The organism is Bacteroides sp. f07 (genome assembly GCF_042854785.1).
Taxonomy (GTDB): Bacteria; Bacteroidota; Bacteroidia; order Bacteroidales; family Bacteroidaceae; genus Bacteroides.
Window position 1 is genome coordinate 3,113,312 of sequence record NZ_BAABXI010000001.1, and the last position, 18,930, is coordinate 3,132,241.

Below are 18,930 nucleotides of genomic sequence, written 5' to 3' on the forward strand. Positions count from 1 at the left end.
AGTCTGTTTTTCACTTATGCAAGGAAAGAAATCAACACACCCGCAGCTACGGCAGAACCGATCACACCAGAAATGTTACTTGCCATACAATATTGCAATACGTGATTCTTCGGATCATACTTCAAAGCAATCTCGTTCGCCACACGGCTTGCCATTGGAACAGCACTCAGTCCGGTCGCACCGATAAGCGGATTGATTTTCTTCTTGGAGAAGAGATTTACAAACTTCACAAAGAAGATACCGCCGGTAATGGAAAGTGCGAATGCAAGGAATCCACCGACAACAATGCCGATTGTCGTCCAGTTCAGGAACGCTTCAGCAGTCATCGTTGCTCCTACGGACAAGCCGAGGAAGATGGTGGCGGCATTCATAATGCTGTTGGAAGCAGCATCAAACAAACGGAATGTATTGGTTCCGATTTCTTTCACCAGATTACCGAACATCAACATACCAATCAAAGGAACCGCACTAGGCACGAAGAGCGCCACAACCGTAGTCACCACAATCGGGAAAATAATCTTCAGCACACGCAGATTCTTGATTTCCGTCTTCGAAGGATACTTCTTTTCTTGTTCCTTCATATTGATGCACAACTCTTTCTTTGAACAGAACAATTTCACTACCAGCGGAATAATTACCGGCACCAATGCCATGTAAGAGTAGGCAGCAATAGCAATCGGGCCCAGCAAATGCGGAGCAAGCTTAATAGTAGTAAAAATGGCCGTAGGCCCGTCCGCACCACCAATAATACCGAGAGAAGCCGCTTCTTGCGGAGTGAATCCCATCAGAATAGCCACCAGCAGCACGGTAAAGATACCAAGCTGTGCAGCAGCACCGAAAATAGAAAGATGCAAGTTACGTAACATCGGTCCGAAGTCCGTCAACGCACCGACACCCATAAAGATAATCGGCGGCAGGAACCCCGTCTTAATCAACATATAGTAGATGAAGTTCATCAGTCCCAATTCATGCGCAATGTCATGCAAAGGCATTTCCCAAATATTCTTCATTACTCCGTTTATCATTACCATACCATTCTCGTCGGCCTGAATCACCCCCATATCTCCACCGGGGAAGTTGGCAAGCAACACACCGAAAGCAATAGGTACAAGCAGCAACGGTTCATACTGTTTCTTGATTCCCAAATAAAGCAGAACGAACGCGATGGCATACATTATCAGAAACTGCGGCTCGGCAATAATATTGCTGAACGCAGTCATGTCGTACAAATTCTCAAATATCTCGTTCATTATCCTATTTTCATTAATACATCATCTTCTGAAACCGTGTCTCCCGGATTAACGCAGATAGCAGTTACCGTACCGCCAAACTCTGCACGGATAGCATTGTAAGTCTTCATCGCTTCCACATAACAGATTACATCGCCTTCTTTCACGGCATCCCCTACCTTCAAAGCCGTTTCCTGCGCATTCTTCACCAGGAAGAATTTACCTTCCAACGGAGAAAGCACATCCTGGCCCTCTCCTGCCGGAGCAGCGGCAGCAGGCGCAACGGGAAGTTCGGTGTCACCATAAGCAACAGTCACGCGGTATGCCTGTCCGTCTACCTGTACAGTCAGTGTCTTCGGTTTAGCGTCTTCTTCCGGCGACTTGTCTTTTTCGGCACGACGCTTGGCAACATCTTCCAAGAAATCCTCTTTAGCCTTACCGCTCTTGTAAGCCTCATACTGAGCCGGATGCATAGCATATTCGAAGAGCTCTTCATCGTCTTGTCCTACCTCCCATTTGTTCTCCTTCATCAACTTGCGATACTTGTCAAGATTATCCGGATAATTATCCTGCGGATTGCCTTCAAAGAATTTACGACCTTCGCGTTCCGCCTTTTCAATGATTTCAGGAGCAAGCTTGCCCGGCAGACGCCCGGCTTTACCCAAAATCATATCCCAAATGTCATCGGCAATCATACCCCAACGGTCTTTACCCTTTTCCATTGCCATCACATTCATCATAGCAAGGTTCTTCACATACTGACTGAACGGAGTCACCAACGGTGGATACCCAACACGAGGCCATACATAAGCAACCTCATCAAACAGTTTGATAAGAAGTTGGTCTTGCGTCATAAACGGCAGATTATGCTTAGCCTTATATTTATTGATAGATTCCAGATTGGATTCGAGGTCTGCCATCAAACTGCCCATCATGCCGCCGGGCAGTCCGGGACCAATCAGCAAGGAGTTCATCAAGCGGTTTTTCGGGCTGATATACAATCCAAGGAAGTCATCCATAAATTCCTGAATCATCGCACGTACCTTCATGTAGGCTTCCATATTGATTTCAGGAACCTGGTATCCGGCATCCTTCAACATTGCCTGCACACTGAGCAAGTCAGCGTGTCCCGTACCCCATGAAAGAGGTTCCATACCTACGTCTATATAGTCGCAACCGGCTTCGCACACTTCGAGGATGCTTGCCATATTGAATCCGGGACCTGCATGGCTATGATACTGGACAGGTATTTCAGGATGCGCAGCCTTGATATTCGCTACGATTTTGCCTAATGAAACAGGACGGCCGATACCCGCCATATCCTTGATGCAAATTTCGTCCGCTCCGAGTCTGATAAGTTCCAGCGCCATATTGGTGTAGTACTCTACCGTATGGATAGGCGAATGAGTGATGCAAAGCGAGCATTGTGAAATCATGCCGGCTTCCTTTGCGTAGGTGATGGAAGGAGCGATATTACGCACATCGTTCAATCCGCAGAATGTACGGGTAATATCTGTTCCCTGAGCTTTCTTTACTTTGTAAAACAATTTACGGACATCAGCCGGAACAGGGCTCATACGGAGTCCGTTCAGTGCACGGTCGAGCATATGGGTTTGAATACCGGCTTCGTGGAATGGTTTCGTCCATTCACGCACAGCCTTATTCGGATTTTCTCCAAACAATAAATTTACCTGTTCAAAACCACCGCCATTTGTTTCTACGCGGGCAAAACAGCCCATTTCAATAATGGCAGGAGCTACCTTTACGAGTTGATCTACACGAGGTACATATTTTCCGGCAGATTGCCACATATCTCGGAAAACCAAACTAAACTTTACTTCTCTTTTCATGTCTTTCAGTGATATAACTTTTTATAGATTTATATTTTTTCTACTTTAGTAACCTTGCCCTTACCCAATGTCACCACATTCACTGCGGCTGTAATAGCTGCCAGAATATTTCCCGGAACAGGCGCAGGACCTTTCGCTGCTTCCTGCTTCACAGGAACCACTTCTTCGGGAGCATATTTATTGACCAGAGTGATTAAAAATTTACCTAAATAAATCACAATCAGCAGAATAACAAATACGGTAGCCATTCCGACCACCATCAGCAGAATCGCTGTTTCGATATTTTCCATATAATAAATTATTAGTAATTAAAGTCGTTTATCTAAAATGCGTCCGAAAATACCATTTTTTTGTTATAAAATAAATTAAGAAAGGAATATAAAGTATAAATCCATAAATTACCCCGTTATCATATATATATAAAAACAATGTGAGAAAAGGCCCCTCAACCTTTTCTCACATTCTGATAAAACAATTATTAAATAAAAATACTCAATGATAAAAACAGGTTCGGCTTCCCATTTTGGCTTCATACCTTCTTAACCTATTAACCACCAAAAGGGCCGACCTTCTTTGTAAACCTCTCATGCGCTGTCACAGCGTTCATTTTTCAAATTAGTACAGCAAGTATAGTGTCCGGTTGTCAACCCTTTTATAGCCAACTATGTCTGTTTGATAGGAGGAAACGAGCCTAAAGAGCAATCACCACTGTCAACGAGGGGGCCGTTTCCCGCTTAAATACCCGACAACCATTCACCGCCAATTGTCTATTGTTTGTTTTGAGCTTAAAATTTTCTCTTCTAATTAAATCTCTATCGTTTCTTTCAAATATCATTAATAGCTCATCTATTAGGAAGAGAAAGAAACGTTTCTTTTTTACCAAGAAAAAACGAAGAAAATTTGAAGAAAAACGAAAAAGCCTCTTCCAGACGCTTAGAAGAGGCTTTTTTTATTTTAAAAATATTTCTTTTCCATGAAGTTCGTAACTGATTCCACACGAACCGAAAACATTTTTGAGAGTGGCGTTCAAGTCTCTCGTCAAGACCGTCCCGTTATAGGTAAGTCCGTCGCACTTCTCATGCCCCACCACCTTCACCTTAAATATATGTTCAATATCCGCCACTACATTTATCAGCGGGTCGTCTTCATATCCCAGAACTTCCGGAAACTCCGGATTATCCTGTTTCGGAACAAGAACAATCTTACTTTCATCACAACGCACACTTTCTCCGGCAACCAATGTCCTGTTGCCTACGGCAGTCTCCACCTTGACACTACCTTCCTCACAGTTCACGAACATTTTCTTTCCTTTCTGGTCAATCAGGAACTTTGTTCCCAACACCGTCACGTCACCGGCTTCGGTACAGACAGTAAATGTCTTGCCTTTGGTCACCTCAAAAGAAGCTTTGCCCAACAGTTGCAGTTTACGCTCCCAAAGCCAAGTAATCCGGTTGTAAGTCAGACAGGAGTTCTCCATCATCCGCACATTACTGCCATCCGGCAATTCATATGCCATAGCCGTAGTTTCCGTCACTATCTTTTTCTCCGAGAAATAATATCCTCCCACTCCCAAAAGAAGCAAGAACATGGCGGCTATCCCCCAAGAGAAGGGAATGCTCCGCCCAGCACCTTGTTTTCTTCTACGGCTCAAGGCAATCTTATGGCTTTCTTCACGCTGTAACTTTAGCTTATCGCTGATTTCTTTTTTGCGAGAGAACTTTTCACCGATCAGAGGAAGTTTTCCTTCTTCCAAGTATTTGTCTAAAGATTCTGTCCAGTTTTCCATATCCCACCTCAATTAAATATCCACAAATTAGCCATCACTGCCAACAATAAAGATTTACCTAAACGCTCCCGCAATCTGGTTATAGCCATATGAGTAGTATTATATACCGTACGGGAAGTAAGCCCCATCACCAGGGCTATTTCTTCCGGACTCATCTTCTTGTAGTATTTCAGATACAATACTTCCCGCTGTTGCTTTGTCAAGTCATTCAACTCTTTCTGCAAAGCTGCCAACTGCTCCTTTTCCAATTCCGAACGGATAATAGCTGTCTCTATGTCTATTTCCAAATCAAACCGATATTCATTGGTGCCTACTTCGTCCAGCGATTTGAGTGTTTCACTATTCTCCCTCTTCAGCTCGTTCACTATCATGTGTCTCAACGAAACACATAGATAGGCAGGTATGGATTGGGGAGCAGCACACGTTTCTCTTTTCTCAAAGATGTAAACAAACAACGACTGTATCGCCTCTGTCACCACGTTGTCATCACCGGCAATCTTCATGCCATATCCATAAAGCAAATCTGCATATTGGTCATAAAGCTGCCTGAATGCATCCTCATCCCCCTGCTGAATTTTATCCCAGGATAGTGTCTTCATTTCTCTTCGCTCATTTATATGAGATATGTTTGTTCTTTTTTTACCTGTTTTTTAGAAGAAAATACATCGACTATTTCTTAAAATTCTGATGTAAAGTGGAATCTGATATTCTTGAAGTCCATCTGAGCCATCTGAAGTACATAACCGGAATCGGCCAGGAACACATCGCGCCCTTCCCTATCCTTCGCCATATACTGATATTTACGCTTTTTGAAAGCATCCAGTTCCGCAGGGTCGTCACTCTCTACCCAGCAAGCCTTATACAGACTTACCGGCTCCCAGCGACAGGACGCATTGTACTCGTTCAACAAACGATATTGGATAACCTCAAACTGCAACTGCCCCACCGTACCGATAATCTTGCGACCATTGAACTGATTGACAAACAACTGTGCCACACCTTCGTCCATCAACTGGTCGATACCTTTTGCCAATTGTTTCTGCTTCATCGGGTCTGCATTCTCGATATACTTGAACATTTCCGGCGAGAAGCTCGGCAATCCGCGGAAGTGAAGCATTTCACCTTCCGTCAGCGTGTCGCCAATCTTGAAAGTACCGTTGTCCGGCAGACCGATAATATCTCCGGCATAAGCTTCGTCAATCGTTGTCTTGCGCTGGGCCATAAACTGGGTAGGCGACGAAAAACGCATCGTCTTTCCGTGACGCACATGCATATACGGAGCATTACGCACAAACTTACCGGAACAAATCTTGCAGAATGCCACGCACGAACGGTGGTTCGGGTCGATATTGGCAGTAATCTTAAAGATGAATCCGGTGAATTTAGGTTCTTCCGGTTTCACTACGCGTTCTTCAGCCTGCACAGGACGAGGGCTCGGGGCTATCTCTACGAAACAGTTCAGCAACTCCTGGACACCGAAGTTATTCAAAGCCGAGCCGAAGAATACGGGAGCGCAGTCACCTGCCAGATAAGTTTCAGCATCAAATTCAGGATAAACGCCTTCAATCAGTTCCAAATCACCGCGCAACTTGTCTGCCAATGCTTTTCCGATCTGTTCATCCAATTCTTCCGTATGAATGTCGACTGCCACTTTTTCCGTCACCATCTGTTTGGACGGCTGATACAAGTCCAGCTTCTGTTCATAGATATTATATACGCCCTTGAAACGAGCTCCCTGCTCAATCGGCCAGGACAAGGGACGAACCTGAATCATCAGTTCCTCCTCCAGTTCGTCCAGCAAGTCGAACGGGTCTTTTCCTTCACGGTCCATCTTGTTGACAAAGATGATTACTGGAGTCTTGCGCATACGGCACACTTCCATCAACTTGCGTGTCTGTGTTTCCACACCTTTCGCACCATCCACCACAATGATAACACTGTCTACAGCGGTCAATGTGCGGTATGTATCTTCGGCAAAGTCCTGGTGACCCGGAGTGTCGAGAATGTTAATCTTGTAATCGCGATAATCGAATTCCATCACAGAAGTTGTCACCGAGATACCACGTTGCTTCTCGATTTCCATCCAGTCGGATGTAGCCGTTTTCTTAATCTTATTGCTTTTCACTGCACCCGCCACCTGAATCTGACCACCGAAAAGCAACAGTTTTTCCGTCAAAGATGTCTTACCGGCATCAGGATGCGCAATAATGGCGAACGTTCGCCGTCTCAAAATTTCTGTATTATCTGCCATATATATTATAAGGTGTCAATGCATCGTTTCAGACTTTCCTCCCAATGAGGAATCTCGATGCCGAACGTTGTTTTTATCTTTGTCTTATCAAGTACGGAATAGGCGGGACGGTTTGCCTTTGCCGGATATTCCGCCGTATGCAAAGGTCTTACTTTGCATGAGGTGATTCCTGCCAGGCGATGAATAGCCACAGTAAAGTCATACCAAGAGCAGACCCCTTCATTGCTGAAATGATAGATACCACGAACTATACCTTTATTTATAATGGTATAGATGGCTTGTGCCAGGTCGTTGGCATAAGTAGGCGTCCCTATCTGGTCAAAAACGACTCCCAGACTATCGCGCTCTTTCCCGAGACGAATCATCGTTTTCACGAAATTATTGCCGAAAGTGGAATAGAGCCATGCCGTGCGAATGACGACTGCTTTTTCGCAGTAATTCATCACATCGTATTCTCCTTCCAGTTTTGTAGTACCGTATACGGAATCCGGACAAGGATCACAGTCTTCAGTATATGGGGTATGGGCTGTGCCGTCAAACACATAATCTGTAGAAACCTGTATCATTGCCGCACCATTAAATTGTGCAACGGTTGCCAGAGTTTTCGCAGCTTCGCAATTCAATTTGTAAGCAAGTTCCGCATTGTCCTCCGCTTTATCCACTGCCGTATAAGCCGCACAGTTTACAATCACTTCAATTCGCTTTTCAGCAATATAAGCCCAAACAGCACTTTCATTACAAATGTCGAGTTCCTGTACATCTGTGAAATAATACGTATGTTGCGGGTTCTCTTTTGCAAGCACCTGCATTTCGTTGCCAAGCTGACCGTTGGCACCCGTTACCAAAATTCTCATTTATTCATCAAGTTTTAATTCACCTTTGCGGTCTTTATCATAATAGTTCGCCAACATAGACAGGAAGCTAGTAATGGCTTCCATTGCTTTCGCTGTCCCTTCGCTGATCGTTTTTTTCTGAAGCCGGAGCAAAAGCACTCCATACAAGGCTTCAAAGCAGGTTTCCAATTCCGGTTCATTCTTCTTGCCATTTTTATTCCGCAATTCTACGATAAACGGCAATGCCTTGAAATAGGCGGCACTATAAAAAGGAAATTTAGGAGAAGAAGCCAGCGCGTTATGCAGTTCGGTCAGATTGATAATCACATTCTTATTAATCTGCAAATGTCCCGTTTCACGCACACCTTCCTCGCTCATCATTGTAATCAGGTTTCCATACCATTCCCGCATGGCAGGCTGCCGATCTTCCGGATAGCGGGAAATCACGTTTGCTTCCATCTCTTCCGGTTCACAATGATTGGCGCGGATCAGGTCTTCCTCTTGCCACATATATATAAGGTATTCAGCAATATTCTGCTCTTTCAGTTTTTGTGCAATCTGATTCATAAGCTATCTCCTAATAAATTGACTCTCCCAATAATGTATAAATCAATCCGGCCACGGACACCAGCATCACAATACTGCCAATGACACGGTTCAGTATCCAGATGCCACGCAGATTGAACTTGGTACGCACTTTATTTACGAAGTAGGTGATTCCGAGCCACCAAGTCAATGCTCCCGCAGCGATAGCAAAATATCCCGTTATCTCTTCAAAGACCAGAACGCCCTGCTGCACAAAGGCAAAACGGGCGAAAAGTCCGATAAATAGGAATATGATTAAAGGGTTGGAGAGAGTGACGAAAAATGCAGTAATAAAATTATGGAAATAAGACCCCTTGCTGGACGAAGCCGGACGAATGGAATTCACCGGATTGCTGCGAAAGGTATATAAACCAAAAAGGAGTAGCATGATACTCCCCAACAGTTGCAGATAGAAAATATTCTTATTGATATAATCGAATACAAAACTCATCCCGTAACCTGTAAGCAAAGCATAAGCTATATCGCTCAAAGAGGCTCCCAGACCTGTCACAAATCCGTACCAACGCCCTTTGTTCAAAGTCCTCTGGATACATAAGACACCCACCGGACCGAGAGGTGCGGACACAACAATGCCAATAATAAAGCCTTTAACTAATATATCGAATATTGTCTCTATCTGAATCATGCCGCAAATATCGCACTTTTTTATGATATGAGGATAGGATATTAACGTTTTTTCCAACGAATCACCCCCTATTTCATAGAGTAAGAGAAATTTAAAATAAGACTTTGAAAACGCAGGCAGCACAAATTATTCTTTTTGTTCCCAAAATCCAATTCATTTCCGTACGGTTATGAACTAATTTCGAACTTGTGCAAATTTGTCGTTAATACTGAATGAATTTATGATTGATGATGCATGATTTTATTCGTCTGACAATTGTTGCTTTTTCGTCTGACAGTTGTCAGACGGAAGAATAACAGTTGTCAGACGAAAGTTCAACAACTGTCAGACGAATAAATTTATATATAACGGGGATTAAATCATTGCATACTGCCAATCTAATTTTAGAAAAACTAAGATTAGTTCATTTCCGTACCCAAATGAACTAATCTATAAAAAGAAAAGCCGGAAAGATATTTATTTCCGTTTTTTTTCTCACCACCAATGAAATTGCTTATCTTTGCGCCACAGAAAAAGAGAAGAGTTTCTCCTGCAGAGACTTCAATCGTAAAATCGTAAAATCGTAAAATCGTAAATATACAACATGATTCTTTTTTTCAGAACCCCTTCCAAGAGCGTGATTGCCGTAGAGAGCAACCATCAGCTCACCCCTGACGAAAGTAATAAACTCTGTTGGCTTTTTGGCGAAGCCGTGATGGAAAGTGAAGAAAACCTGAAAGGTTATTTCGTCGGTCCACGCCGCGAGATGATCACTCCCTGGAGTACAAACGCAGTAGAAATCACCCAGAACATGGGACTTGAAGGTCTCAGCCGTATCGAGGAATATTTCCCCGTAAAAGATGAAAACGCTGATTACGACCCGATGCTGCAACGTATGTACAAAGGCCTCGACCAAAACGTATTCACGACAAACCGTCAGCCGGAACCGATCATCTACATCGAAGACCTCGAAGTGTACAATGAAAAAGAAGGTCTGGCACTTTCTAAAGAAGAAATGGACTATCTGAAGAAAGTTGAAAATGACCTCGGTCGTAAACTGACTGACTCCGAAGTATTCGGTTTCGCACAAATCAACTCCGAACACTGCCGCCACAAAATCTTCGGTGGAACGTTTATCATCGATGGTGTAGAGCAGGAATCTTCCCTGTTCCAGATGATTAAAAAGACGACACAGGAAAATCCGAATAAAATAATCTCTGCTTACAAAGATAATGTAGCCTTCGCAGAAGGTCCGGTTGTTGAACAGTTTGCTCCGGCAGACCACTCCAAGCCTGATTACTTCCAAGTGAAAGACATCAAGAGCGTTATCTCACTAAAAGCGGAAACACATAACTTCCCCACTACCGTAGAACCGTTCAACGGTGCTTCTACCGGTACAGGCGGTGAAATCCGCGACCGTATGGGTGGTGGCAAGGGCTCATGGCCGATTGCAGGTACTGCTGTCTACATGACTTCTTACCCACGTACCGATGAAGGACGCGAATGGGAAGAAATTCTTCCGGTACGCAAATGGCTGTATCAGACTCCCGAACAAATTCTTATCAAGGCATCCAACGGTGCTTCCGACTTCGGAAACAAGTTTGGTCAACCGCTGATCTGCGGTTCGGTACTGACTTTCGAACACACGGAAAACAAAGAAGTGTATGGTTACGATAAAGTAATCATGCTTGCCGGCGGTGTAGGTTACGGGACACAACGCGACTGCCTGAAAGGTGCTCCCGAAGCAGGAAACAAAGTCGTAGTAATCGGCGGTGACAACTACCGTATCGGACTGGGTGGCGGTTCCGTATCTTCTGTAGATACAGGTCGTTACAGCAGCGGTATCGAGTTGAATGCCGTTCAGCGTGCCAACGCAGAAATGCAGAAGCGTGCCAACAACGTAGTACGCGCACTTTGCGAAGAAGACGTGAATCCTGTGGTTTCTATCCATGACCACGGTTCTGCCGGACACGTAAACTGCCTTTCCGAGTTGGTGGAGGAATGTGGCGGTTTGATTGACATGAGCAAGTTGCCTATCGGTGACACGACATTGTCTGCAAAAGAAATCATCGCCAACGAGAGCCAGGAACGTATGGGGCTGCTGATTAAAGAAGAAGCTATCGAACATGTACGTAAGATTGCCGAACGCGAACGTGCTCCGATGTATGTAGTCGGTGAGACAACCGGTGACCATCGCTTCGCTTTCCAGCAGGCTGACGGTGTACGCCCGTTCGACCTTGCCGTAGAACAGATGTTCGGTTCTTCTCCCAAGACTTATATGATAGACAAAACCGTAGAACGTCATTATGAAATGCCGAAGTACGAATTGTCCAAACTCCATGAATATCTGACGAATGTATTGCAGCTTGAAGCAGTAGCTTGCAAGGATTGGTTGACAAATAAGGTAGACCGCTCCGTAACAGGTAAAGTAGCCCGTCAGCAATGTCAGGGTGAACTTCAGTTGCCGTTGAGCGATTGCGGTGTCGTAGCACTCGACTACCGCGGCGAGAAAGGTATCGCTACTTCTATCGGACACGCTCCGCAAGCAGCATTGGCGGATCCGGCTGCCGGTTCTATCCTTTCCGTTTCCGAAGCATTGACCAACCTCGTTTGGGCCCCGATGGCAGAAGGCATGGACAGCATTTCCTTGTCTGCCAACTGGATGTGGCCTTGCCGCTCTCAGGAAGGTGAAGATGCCCGCCTTTACACAGCAGTCAAAGCATTGAGCGACTTCTGCTGTGCCCTGCAAATCAACGTTCCTACCGGAAAGGACTCTTTGTCAATGACTCAGAAGTACCCGAACGGTGAAAAAGTAATTTCTCCGGGAACCGTGATTGTTTCTGCCGGCGGTGAAGTTTCTGACGTGAAGAAAGTAGTATCTCCGGTATTAGTGAACAACGAAAAGACAACTCTTTATCATATCGACTTCAGTTTTGACGAACTGAAACTCGGCGGTTCGGCTTTTGCACAATCGCTGGGTAAAGTAGGCGACGATGTACCTTGCGTACAAGATGCCGAATACTTCCGTGACGCTTTCCTTGCCGTACAGGAACTCGTAAACAAAGGACTGATTCTTGCCGGACATGATATTTCTGCCGGTGGTCTTATCACTACATTGCTCGAAATGTGCTTCTCCAACGTAGAAGGTGGTATGGAAATCAGCCTTGACAAGATGAAGGAACAGGATATCGTCAAGATTCTGTTTGCCGAAAATCTGGGTATCGTTATCCAGATCAGCGACAAGCACAAAGAAGAAGTGAAGAAGATTCTGGAAGATGCAGGTGTAGGTTATATAAAACTGGGTAAACCGACTGACGAACGCCATATCCTTGTATCTAAAGACGGGGCTACTTACCAGTTCGGCATCGACTATATGCGCGATGTATGGTACTCTTCTTCTTATCTGCTCGACCGCAAACAGTCTATGAACGGCTGCGCCAAGAAGCGTTTTGAAAACTATAAGATGCAACCTGTAGAATTTGCTTTCATGCCCGAATTCAAAGGTAAGTTCTCTCAATATGGTATCGACCCGAACCGTCGTACGCCGAGCGGTATCCGTGCGGCTATCATCCGTGAGAAAGGTACAAACGGCGAACGTGAAATGGCATACTCACTTTATCTGGCAGGCTTCGACGTAAAAGATGTTACGATGACCGACCTTATCAGCGGACGTGAAACACTGGAAGACGTAAACATGATTGTTTACTGTGGTGGTTTCTCCAACTCCGACGTACTGGGTTCTGCCAAAGGATGGGCAGGCGCATTCCTGTTCAACCCGAAAGCAAAAGAAGCATTGGATAAGTATTATGCCCGCGAAGATACACTCTCATTAGGCGTCTGCAACGGTTGCCAGTTGATGATGGAACTCAACCTTATCAACCCGGAACTGAAAAAGCAGGGTAAGATGCTGCATAACGATTCGCATAAGTTCGAATCACGCTTCCTCGGCCTGACTATCCCGACAAACCGCAGTGTAATGTTCGGCTCTCTGAGCGGCAGCAAGCTGGGTATTTGGGTGGCTCACGGAGAAGGAAAGTTCTCTCTGCCGTATGACGAAGATAAATATAATGTAGTAGCGAAGTACAGCTATGATGAATATCCCGCCAACCCGAACGGCTCCGATTATTCCATAGCAGCACTGGCTAGTGCAGACGGACGCCATCTGGCTATTATGCCTCACTTGGAACGTTCCATCTTCCCATGGCAGAACGGTTGTTACCCGGCAGACCGCAAGAACAGCGATCAGGTTACTCCCTGGATCGAAGCATTTGTTAATGCACGTAAATGGGTTGAAGAAAAAATGAAATAAAAACTTCTTTTATATTTCATCCAAGAAAGGCTGGTATTTTTTTGAAATACCGGCCTTTTCTTTTCCTCTTTTTTGCTACCGTAATTCCGTTTTTTGCAACTAAATCTCCATAAATAAACAGCTTATACAAATGGTGGCAAAATACCTGATTCGCTTCACTTTAAGAGCCGTGTTATCTTGCCATAAAATTTTGCAGTATCGGAAATTCTTATTAATTTTGTCAAACTTTCCCCCTCTGAAACAAGATTCAATAACCCTTAAAAGTCCTATTTGTATGAAAAAGTGGATTTTTCTATTATTATTGTTTCCTTTAACCTGTGTCGCTCAGACCTATCAATATCTAGGAGTAGAGGATGGGTTAAGCAACCGGCGAGTTTATTGCATTCAAAAAGATAGAACCGGCTATATGTGGTTTCTAACACACGAAGGTATTGATAGATACAACGGAAAAAGTTTCAAGCGATATAAGTTGATGGATGGTGACACAGAAGTAAATTCTCTGTTAAACCTCAACTGGCTGTACATCAACCAGGATGGAGTCCTGTGGGAAATCGGCAAGAAAGGTAAGATATTCCGATACGACCAGGTGCACGACCGTTTCGAACTTGTCTACAAATTGCCGATAGAGAACTTTCGCGACTTGCCTGCTCCGGTCAGTTTTGCCTGGCTCGACAAAAACAACCATATATGGCTGTGTAACGAAGAAACAATCTTTCTTTATAACACGGAAACCGATCAAGTATGTCCGATCAAGAATGAAATAAAAGAGGAAATCACTGACATTGAGCAGATAGACGAGTCACATTACTTCATTGGCACGGAAATGGGGATACACTATGCCAAACTGGAGAATGACACCCTGGAGCTTATCAATTGCGACAAGCTGGAGAATGTGAAGTTCCAGGTCAGCGATTTACATTTCGACAGAAAGGCCGGCAAACTATTCATAGGAACCTTCCTGCGAGGCATCTTTGTCTACGACATGAGTCTCAAGTCGGTCGTACAACCGAAGAACAACCTGAATGATATCACTATTAATAAATTCAAGCCACTGAACAAGAAAGAATTACTGATAGCTACGGATGGCGGCGGTGTGCACAAAATGAATACCGAAACCTTCCGGATGGATCCATATATCATCACAGACTACAACAGCAATAACAGCATGAACGGCAACAGCATCAATGATATTTATGTGGATGACGAAGAACGGATCTGGCTGGCTAATTATCCCATCGGAGTAACGGTACAGAACAACCGCTATTCCAGTTATAAATGGATAAAGCACTCCATAGGCAACAAGCAGTCCCTAATCAATGACCAAGTGAATGCAATCATTGAGGACCGGGACGGAGATTTATGGTTTGCAACGAACAATGGTATCAGTTTTTTCAATTCAAAGACCGGACAGTGGCGTTCGGTACTCAGTTCTTTCGATAAGTCGCAGGAAAATAAGAGTCATATATTCCTCACTCTCTGCGAGGTAGCTCCCGGAACTATCTGGGCAGGCGGTTATTCTTCCGGCGCTTACCAAATAGATAAAAAATCCTTTAGCGTCAGTTATTTCATGCCGCCGCTGTACACTCAAACCAGTATGCGACCGGATAAATACATACGTGACATCCGCATGGATTCACAGGGATACATCTGGTCCGGAGGATTTTACAACCTGAAACGTATCCATCTGAAAACACAGGACGTACGACTTTACCCCGGTTTGAATTCCATTACCGCCATCGTCGAGAAAGATGATAAAAGTATGTGGATAGGTAGCGCCACGGGCTTATATCTGCTGGACAAAGAATCCGGAAAATGGGAACGCATCAAGCTACCGGTAGAATCAACCTATATCTACTCTCTGTATCAGGCAAAAAACGGTTCATTATATATAGGAACGAGTGGTTCAGGACTCTTGATCTATGATTTTAACAAGAAGCTGTTCACTCATTATCACTCGGAAAACTGTGCCTTAATATCCAATAATATCTATACTATATTATCGGATGCGGATGAAGAAATACTGATGGGGACAGAAACCGGATTGACAAGCTTTTATCCTCAAGAAAAGAAATTCCATAACTGGACGGAGGATATGGGATTAATGACTACGCACTTCAATGCACTGGCAGGCGTACTACGCAAAAACAATAACTTTATCTTTGGCAGTTCTGACGGGGCAGTCGAGTTTCATAAAGACATGAAACTGCCCAGAAACTATTCATCCAAGATGATTTTCAGCGACTTCAAACTTTTCTATCAGACAGTTTACCCGGGAGATGAAAATTCTCCGTTAAAAGAAAGTATCAATGATACCAAAGTTCTGAAATTAGAATACAATCAGAATATTTTCTCCCTGCAGGTTTCTTCCATCAACTATGATTATCCTTCCAACATTCTTTATTCCTGGAAGCTGGAAGGATTCTACACAGAATGGAGCAAACCCAGCAGCGAAAATACAATCCGTTACACCAATCTTGCGCCGGGCGCATATACACTGAAAGTACGTACCATCTCCAATGAAGATAAACGAATCGTACTCGAAGAGAGAAGTCTGGATATTATCATTGCCCAGCCTTTCTGGCTGACATTCTGGGCAATGCTATTATATGCAGGCATACTATCCCTCATAGCTGCAATTCTACTGCGTATTTTTATTTTAAGAAAACAGCGTAAAGTCTCCGATGAGAAAATACACTTCTTCATCAATACGGCACATGATATCCGTACTCCATTGACACTCATCAAAGCTCCCTTGGAAGAGCTTCGCGAAAAGGAAGCATTAAGCAAAGAGGGGATTTCGAATATGAATACGGCTTTACGTAATGTGAATGCCCTGCTACGTCTCACGAGCAATCTTATCAACTTTGAACGGGCGGACGTATATTCTTCCGAACTATATATCTCGGAACATGAAATCAATACGTTTATGAATGAAATATTCAATGCGTTCCAGCAGTATGCCAATATCAAACATATCAACTTTACCTATGAAAGCAATTTCAAATACATGAATGTCTGGTTTGACAAGGAGAAGATGGAGTCTATCTTCAAGAATATCATTTCAAACGCATTGAAATATACGCCGGAAAATGGAAACGTGCAGATTTTCGTCTCAGAAACAACCGATTCGTGGAGCGTGGAAGTCAGAGATACAGGCATCGGTATCCCGGCCAGCGAACAAAACAAGCTGTTCAAACTTCATTTCCGTGGCAGTAACACCGTCAACTCCAAAGTGACCGGCAGCGGTATCGGACTGATGCTCGTATGGAAACTAGTCCGACTACACAAAGGAAAGATTAATCTGTCGAGCGTAGAGAACCAGGGTTCTGTGATTAAAATCACTTTCCCGAAGAACAGCAAACTCTATCGTAAGGCACATTTGGCAACTCCAGGCAAACAACAACGTCAGGAAATCAAGACTATCAGCGACGTTCCGCCTCCATCACCCGAGATTTACGAGACTGTACAAAAGAAGAAGAATGCAGACCACCAACGAATCTTAATCGTGGAAGATAATGACGAGTTACGTACCTATCTGTCACAAACATTATCCGATGATTATACCATCCAGGTTTGTTCCAACGGAAAAGAAGCCTTGATAATTATTCCCGAATATAAACCGGAACTGGTTATCTCCGACATCATGATGCCGGAAATGCGAGGGGACGAATTGTGTAAGGCTATCAAGAACAATATCGAAACATCACATATTCCCGTTATTCTGTTGACAGCCCTCAACAACGAGAAGGACATTCTCTCTGGACTCAACACCGGAGCAGACAAGTATGTGGTGAAACCGTTCAATATCGGTATATTAAAAGCAAATATCTCGAATCTGCTGGCTAACCGCGCGCTTCTGCGCAGCAAGTATGCCAGCCTGGAAGAAGAAGAAGAGGAGCACGATGAAGAGTGTATCAATTGCTCACAGGATATTGACTGGAAATTTATCGCAAACGTGAAGAAGAATATAGAAGATAACATCGATAATCCGGCTCTCACAGTAGATGTGCTTTGCAGCCTGATGGGTATGAGCCGCACCAGTTTCTACAACAAATTAAGAGCACTGACCGACCAGTCGCCGGGAGATTATATCCGGCTGATCCGCCTGAAACGTGCCGTAAGGTTGCTCAAAGAAGACATACATAGTATAACAGAAATAGCGGAAATGACAGGATTTAGTGATGCCAAATACTTCCGTGAAGTATTTAAGAAGCATTATAATGTAAGTCCCAGCCAATACTTCAAAGAAAAAAAAGCAGTAAATAAAAAAGAAGGAGAAAAAGAAGAATGAATATTTATCTCGAATCATTTGGAATTTTTTTTAAAATCGGCGCTTTTACCATTGGCGGCGGGTACGCAATGGTGCCGTTAATCGAAAATGAAATCGTCACCAAGCGAAAATGGATAGCACAGGAAGACTTTATCGACTTGCTGGCTATCTCCCAATCTGCCCCCGGCATACTGGCGGTTAATATTTCTATCTTTATAGGATATAAGCTACGCGGGATTAGGGGGAGTATTGTCACGGCATTAGGAACGATCTTGCCGTCTTTCATTATTATATTGGCTATTGCCCTGTTCTTCCATAGTTTCAAAGACAATCCGATAGTGGAACGCATCTTCAAAGGAATCCGCCCGGCAGTAGTAGCACTCATCGCCGCACCGACTTTTACGATGGGACGGTCGGCGAAAATCAACCGCTATAACCTGTGGATTCCCGTTGTTTCGGCACTGCTAATCTGGCTGTTGGGGTTCTCTCCTATCTGGATTATCGTCGCTGCGGGCGTAGGTGGCTTTCTTTGGGGAAAATTTAGAAAAGTCAAAGAAGTTGAGAGTTGAAAATGTAAAGTTGAGAAGGCAAGGATTACACGGATGCGCCTAACATTATTATATAAATTATTAATCATATGATTTATCTACAGTTATTCTATACGTTTTTCAAAATCGGGCTCTTCGGCTTCGGCGGTGGTTATGCCATGCTTTCCATGATTCAAGGTGAGGTGGTGACCCGCTATGGATGGGTAAGTTCGCAAGAGTTCACAGATATTGTCGCAATCAGCCAGATGACACCGGGACCAATAGGTATCAATGCGGCAACTTATGTAGGATTCACTTCTACAGGCAGTGTATGGGGGTCTATCGTTGCTACCTTTGCGGTAGTCCTACCCTCTTTTATCTTAATGCTGACTATTAGTAAATTCTTTCTGAAATATCAGAAACATCCGGTAGTAGAGTCTATTTTCAGCGGATTGCGTCCGGCAGTTGTCGGGTTGCTGGCTTCTGCCGCACTGGTATTAATGAACGTAGAGAACTTCGGATCACCTACGGAAGATACTTATTCATTCGTTATCAGTATCATTATCTTCCTGATTGCTTTTATCGGAACGAGAAAATATAAAGCAAATCCGATTCTGATGATTATTGCTTGCGGTATTGCAGGATTGTTGCTTTACTAAAAAATA

At 44.0% G+C, this 18,930-nt stretch carries 13 protein-coding genes; 4 read left to right on the forward strand and 9 right to left on the reverse strand.

Features of this window, described 5'->3' with window-relative positions; all coding sequences use genetic code 11:
- Positions 1-14: 14 nt before the first annotated feature.
- The 9 genes from ACGHVY_RS12795 to ACGHVY_RS12835 form a co-directional block, all read right to left on the reverse strand.
- Positions 15-1,250, reverse strand: a complete 1,236-nt coding sequence (locus ACGHVY_RS12795) for a sodium ion-translocating decarboxylase subunit beta (protein ID WP_308744565.1) — start codon at positions 1,248-1,250, stop codon at positions 15-17.
- A complete protein-coding gene (locus ACGHVY_RS12800; protein WP_390599373.1) occupies positions 1,250-3,079 on the reverse strand; it encodes a biotin/lipoyl-containing protein in 1,830 nt (609 codons plus the stop codon). Before ACGHVY_RS12800 ends, ACGHVY_RS12795 begins: the two co-directional genes overlap by 1 nt.
- Before the next feature lie 29 nt (positions 3,080-3,108).
- A complete protein-coding gene (locus ACGHVY_RS12805) occupies positions 3,109-3,369 on the reverse strand; it encodes an OadG family protein (protein ID WP_308744563.1) in 261 nt (86 codons plus the stop codon).
- A gap of 659 nt (positions 3,370-4,028) precedes the next feature.
- Positions 4,029-4,865, reverse strand: coding sequence for a FecR family protein (locus ACGHVY_RS12810; protein ID WP_390599374.1), 837 nt, complete (start codon positions 4,863-4,865; stop codon positions 4,029-4,031).
- Between the two features lie 8 nt (positions 4,866-4,873).
- A complete protein-coding gene (locus ACGHVY_RS12815) occupies positions 4,874-5,464 on the reverse strand; it encodes an RNA polymerase sigma factor (RefSeq protein ID WP_390599375.1) in 591 nt (196 codons plus the stop codon).
- A 77-nt stretch (positions 5,465-5,541) separates the two neighbouring features.
- Positions 5,542-7,116, reverse strand: a complete 1,575-nt coding sequence (locus tag ACGHVY_RS12820) for a peptide chain release factor 3 (RefSeq protein WP_390599376.1) — start codon at positions 7,114-7,116, stop codon at positions 5,542-5,544.
- Positions 7,117-7,121: 5 nt separating this feature from the next.
- Positions 7,122-7,970, reverse strand: coding sequence for a dTDP-4-dehydrorhamnose reductase (gene rfbD, locus ACGHVY_RS12825; protein ID WP_308744559.1), 849 nt, complete (start codon positions 7,968-7,970; stop codon positions 7,122-7,124).
- The gene (locus ACGHVY_RS12830; protein WP_390599377.1) at positions 7,971-8,516 is read right to left on the reverse strand and encodes a DUF4924 family protein; all 546 of its coding nucleotides are present in this window, start codon (positions 8,514-8,516) and stop codon (positions 7,971-7,973) included.
- 10 nt (positions 8,517-8,526) lie between these two features.
- Complete coding sequence (locus ACGHVY_RS12835) at positions 8,527-9,180, reverse strand: LysE family translocator (protein WP_390599683.1); 654 nt, start codon at positions 9,178-9,180, stop codon at positions 8,527-8,529.
- A 583-nt stretch (positions 9,181-9,763) separates the two neighbouring features.
- Between ACGHVY_RS12835 and purL the strand changes: the two genes are divergently transcribed.
- The 4 genes from purL to ACGHVY_RS12855 all read left to right on the forward strand — a co-directional run bounded on the left by purL (position 9,764) and on the right by ACGHVY_RS12855 (position 18,924).
- Positions 9,764-13,468 (forward strand): phosphoribosylformylglycinamidine synthase, encoded by a 3,705-nt coding sequence (gene purL / locus ACGHVY_RS12840; RefSeq protein ID WP_390599378.1) that lies wholly within the window; start codon positions 9,764-9,766, stop codon positions 13,466-13,468.
- Between the two features lie 274 nt (positions 13,469-13,742).
- Positions 13,743-17,759 (forward strand): two-component regulator propeller domain-containing protein, encoded by a 4,017-nt coding sequence (locus tag ACGHVY_RS12845; RefSeq protein WP_390599379.1) that lies wholly within the window; start codon positions 13,743-13,745, stop codon positions 17,757-17,759.
- Positions 17,756-18,307 carry a chromate transporter gene (locus ACGHVY_RS12850; protein WP_390599380.1) on the forward strand — a complete coding sequence of 184 codons (552 nt, stop codon included), beginning with the start codon at positions 17,756-17,758 and terminating at the stop codon, positions 18,305-18,307. The genes ACGHVY_RS12845 and ACGHVY_RS12850 overlap by 4 nt, the downstream gene beginning before the upstream one ends.
- A 68-nt stretch (positions 18,308-18,375) precedes the next feature.
- Complete coding sequence (locus tag ACGHVY_RS12855) at positions 18,376-18,924, forward strand: chromate transporter (protein WP_308744553.1); 549 nt, start codon at positions 18,376-18,378, stop codon at positions 18,922-18,924.
- Positions 18,925-18,930 lie beyond the last annotated feature (6 nt).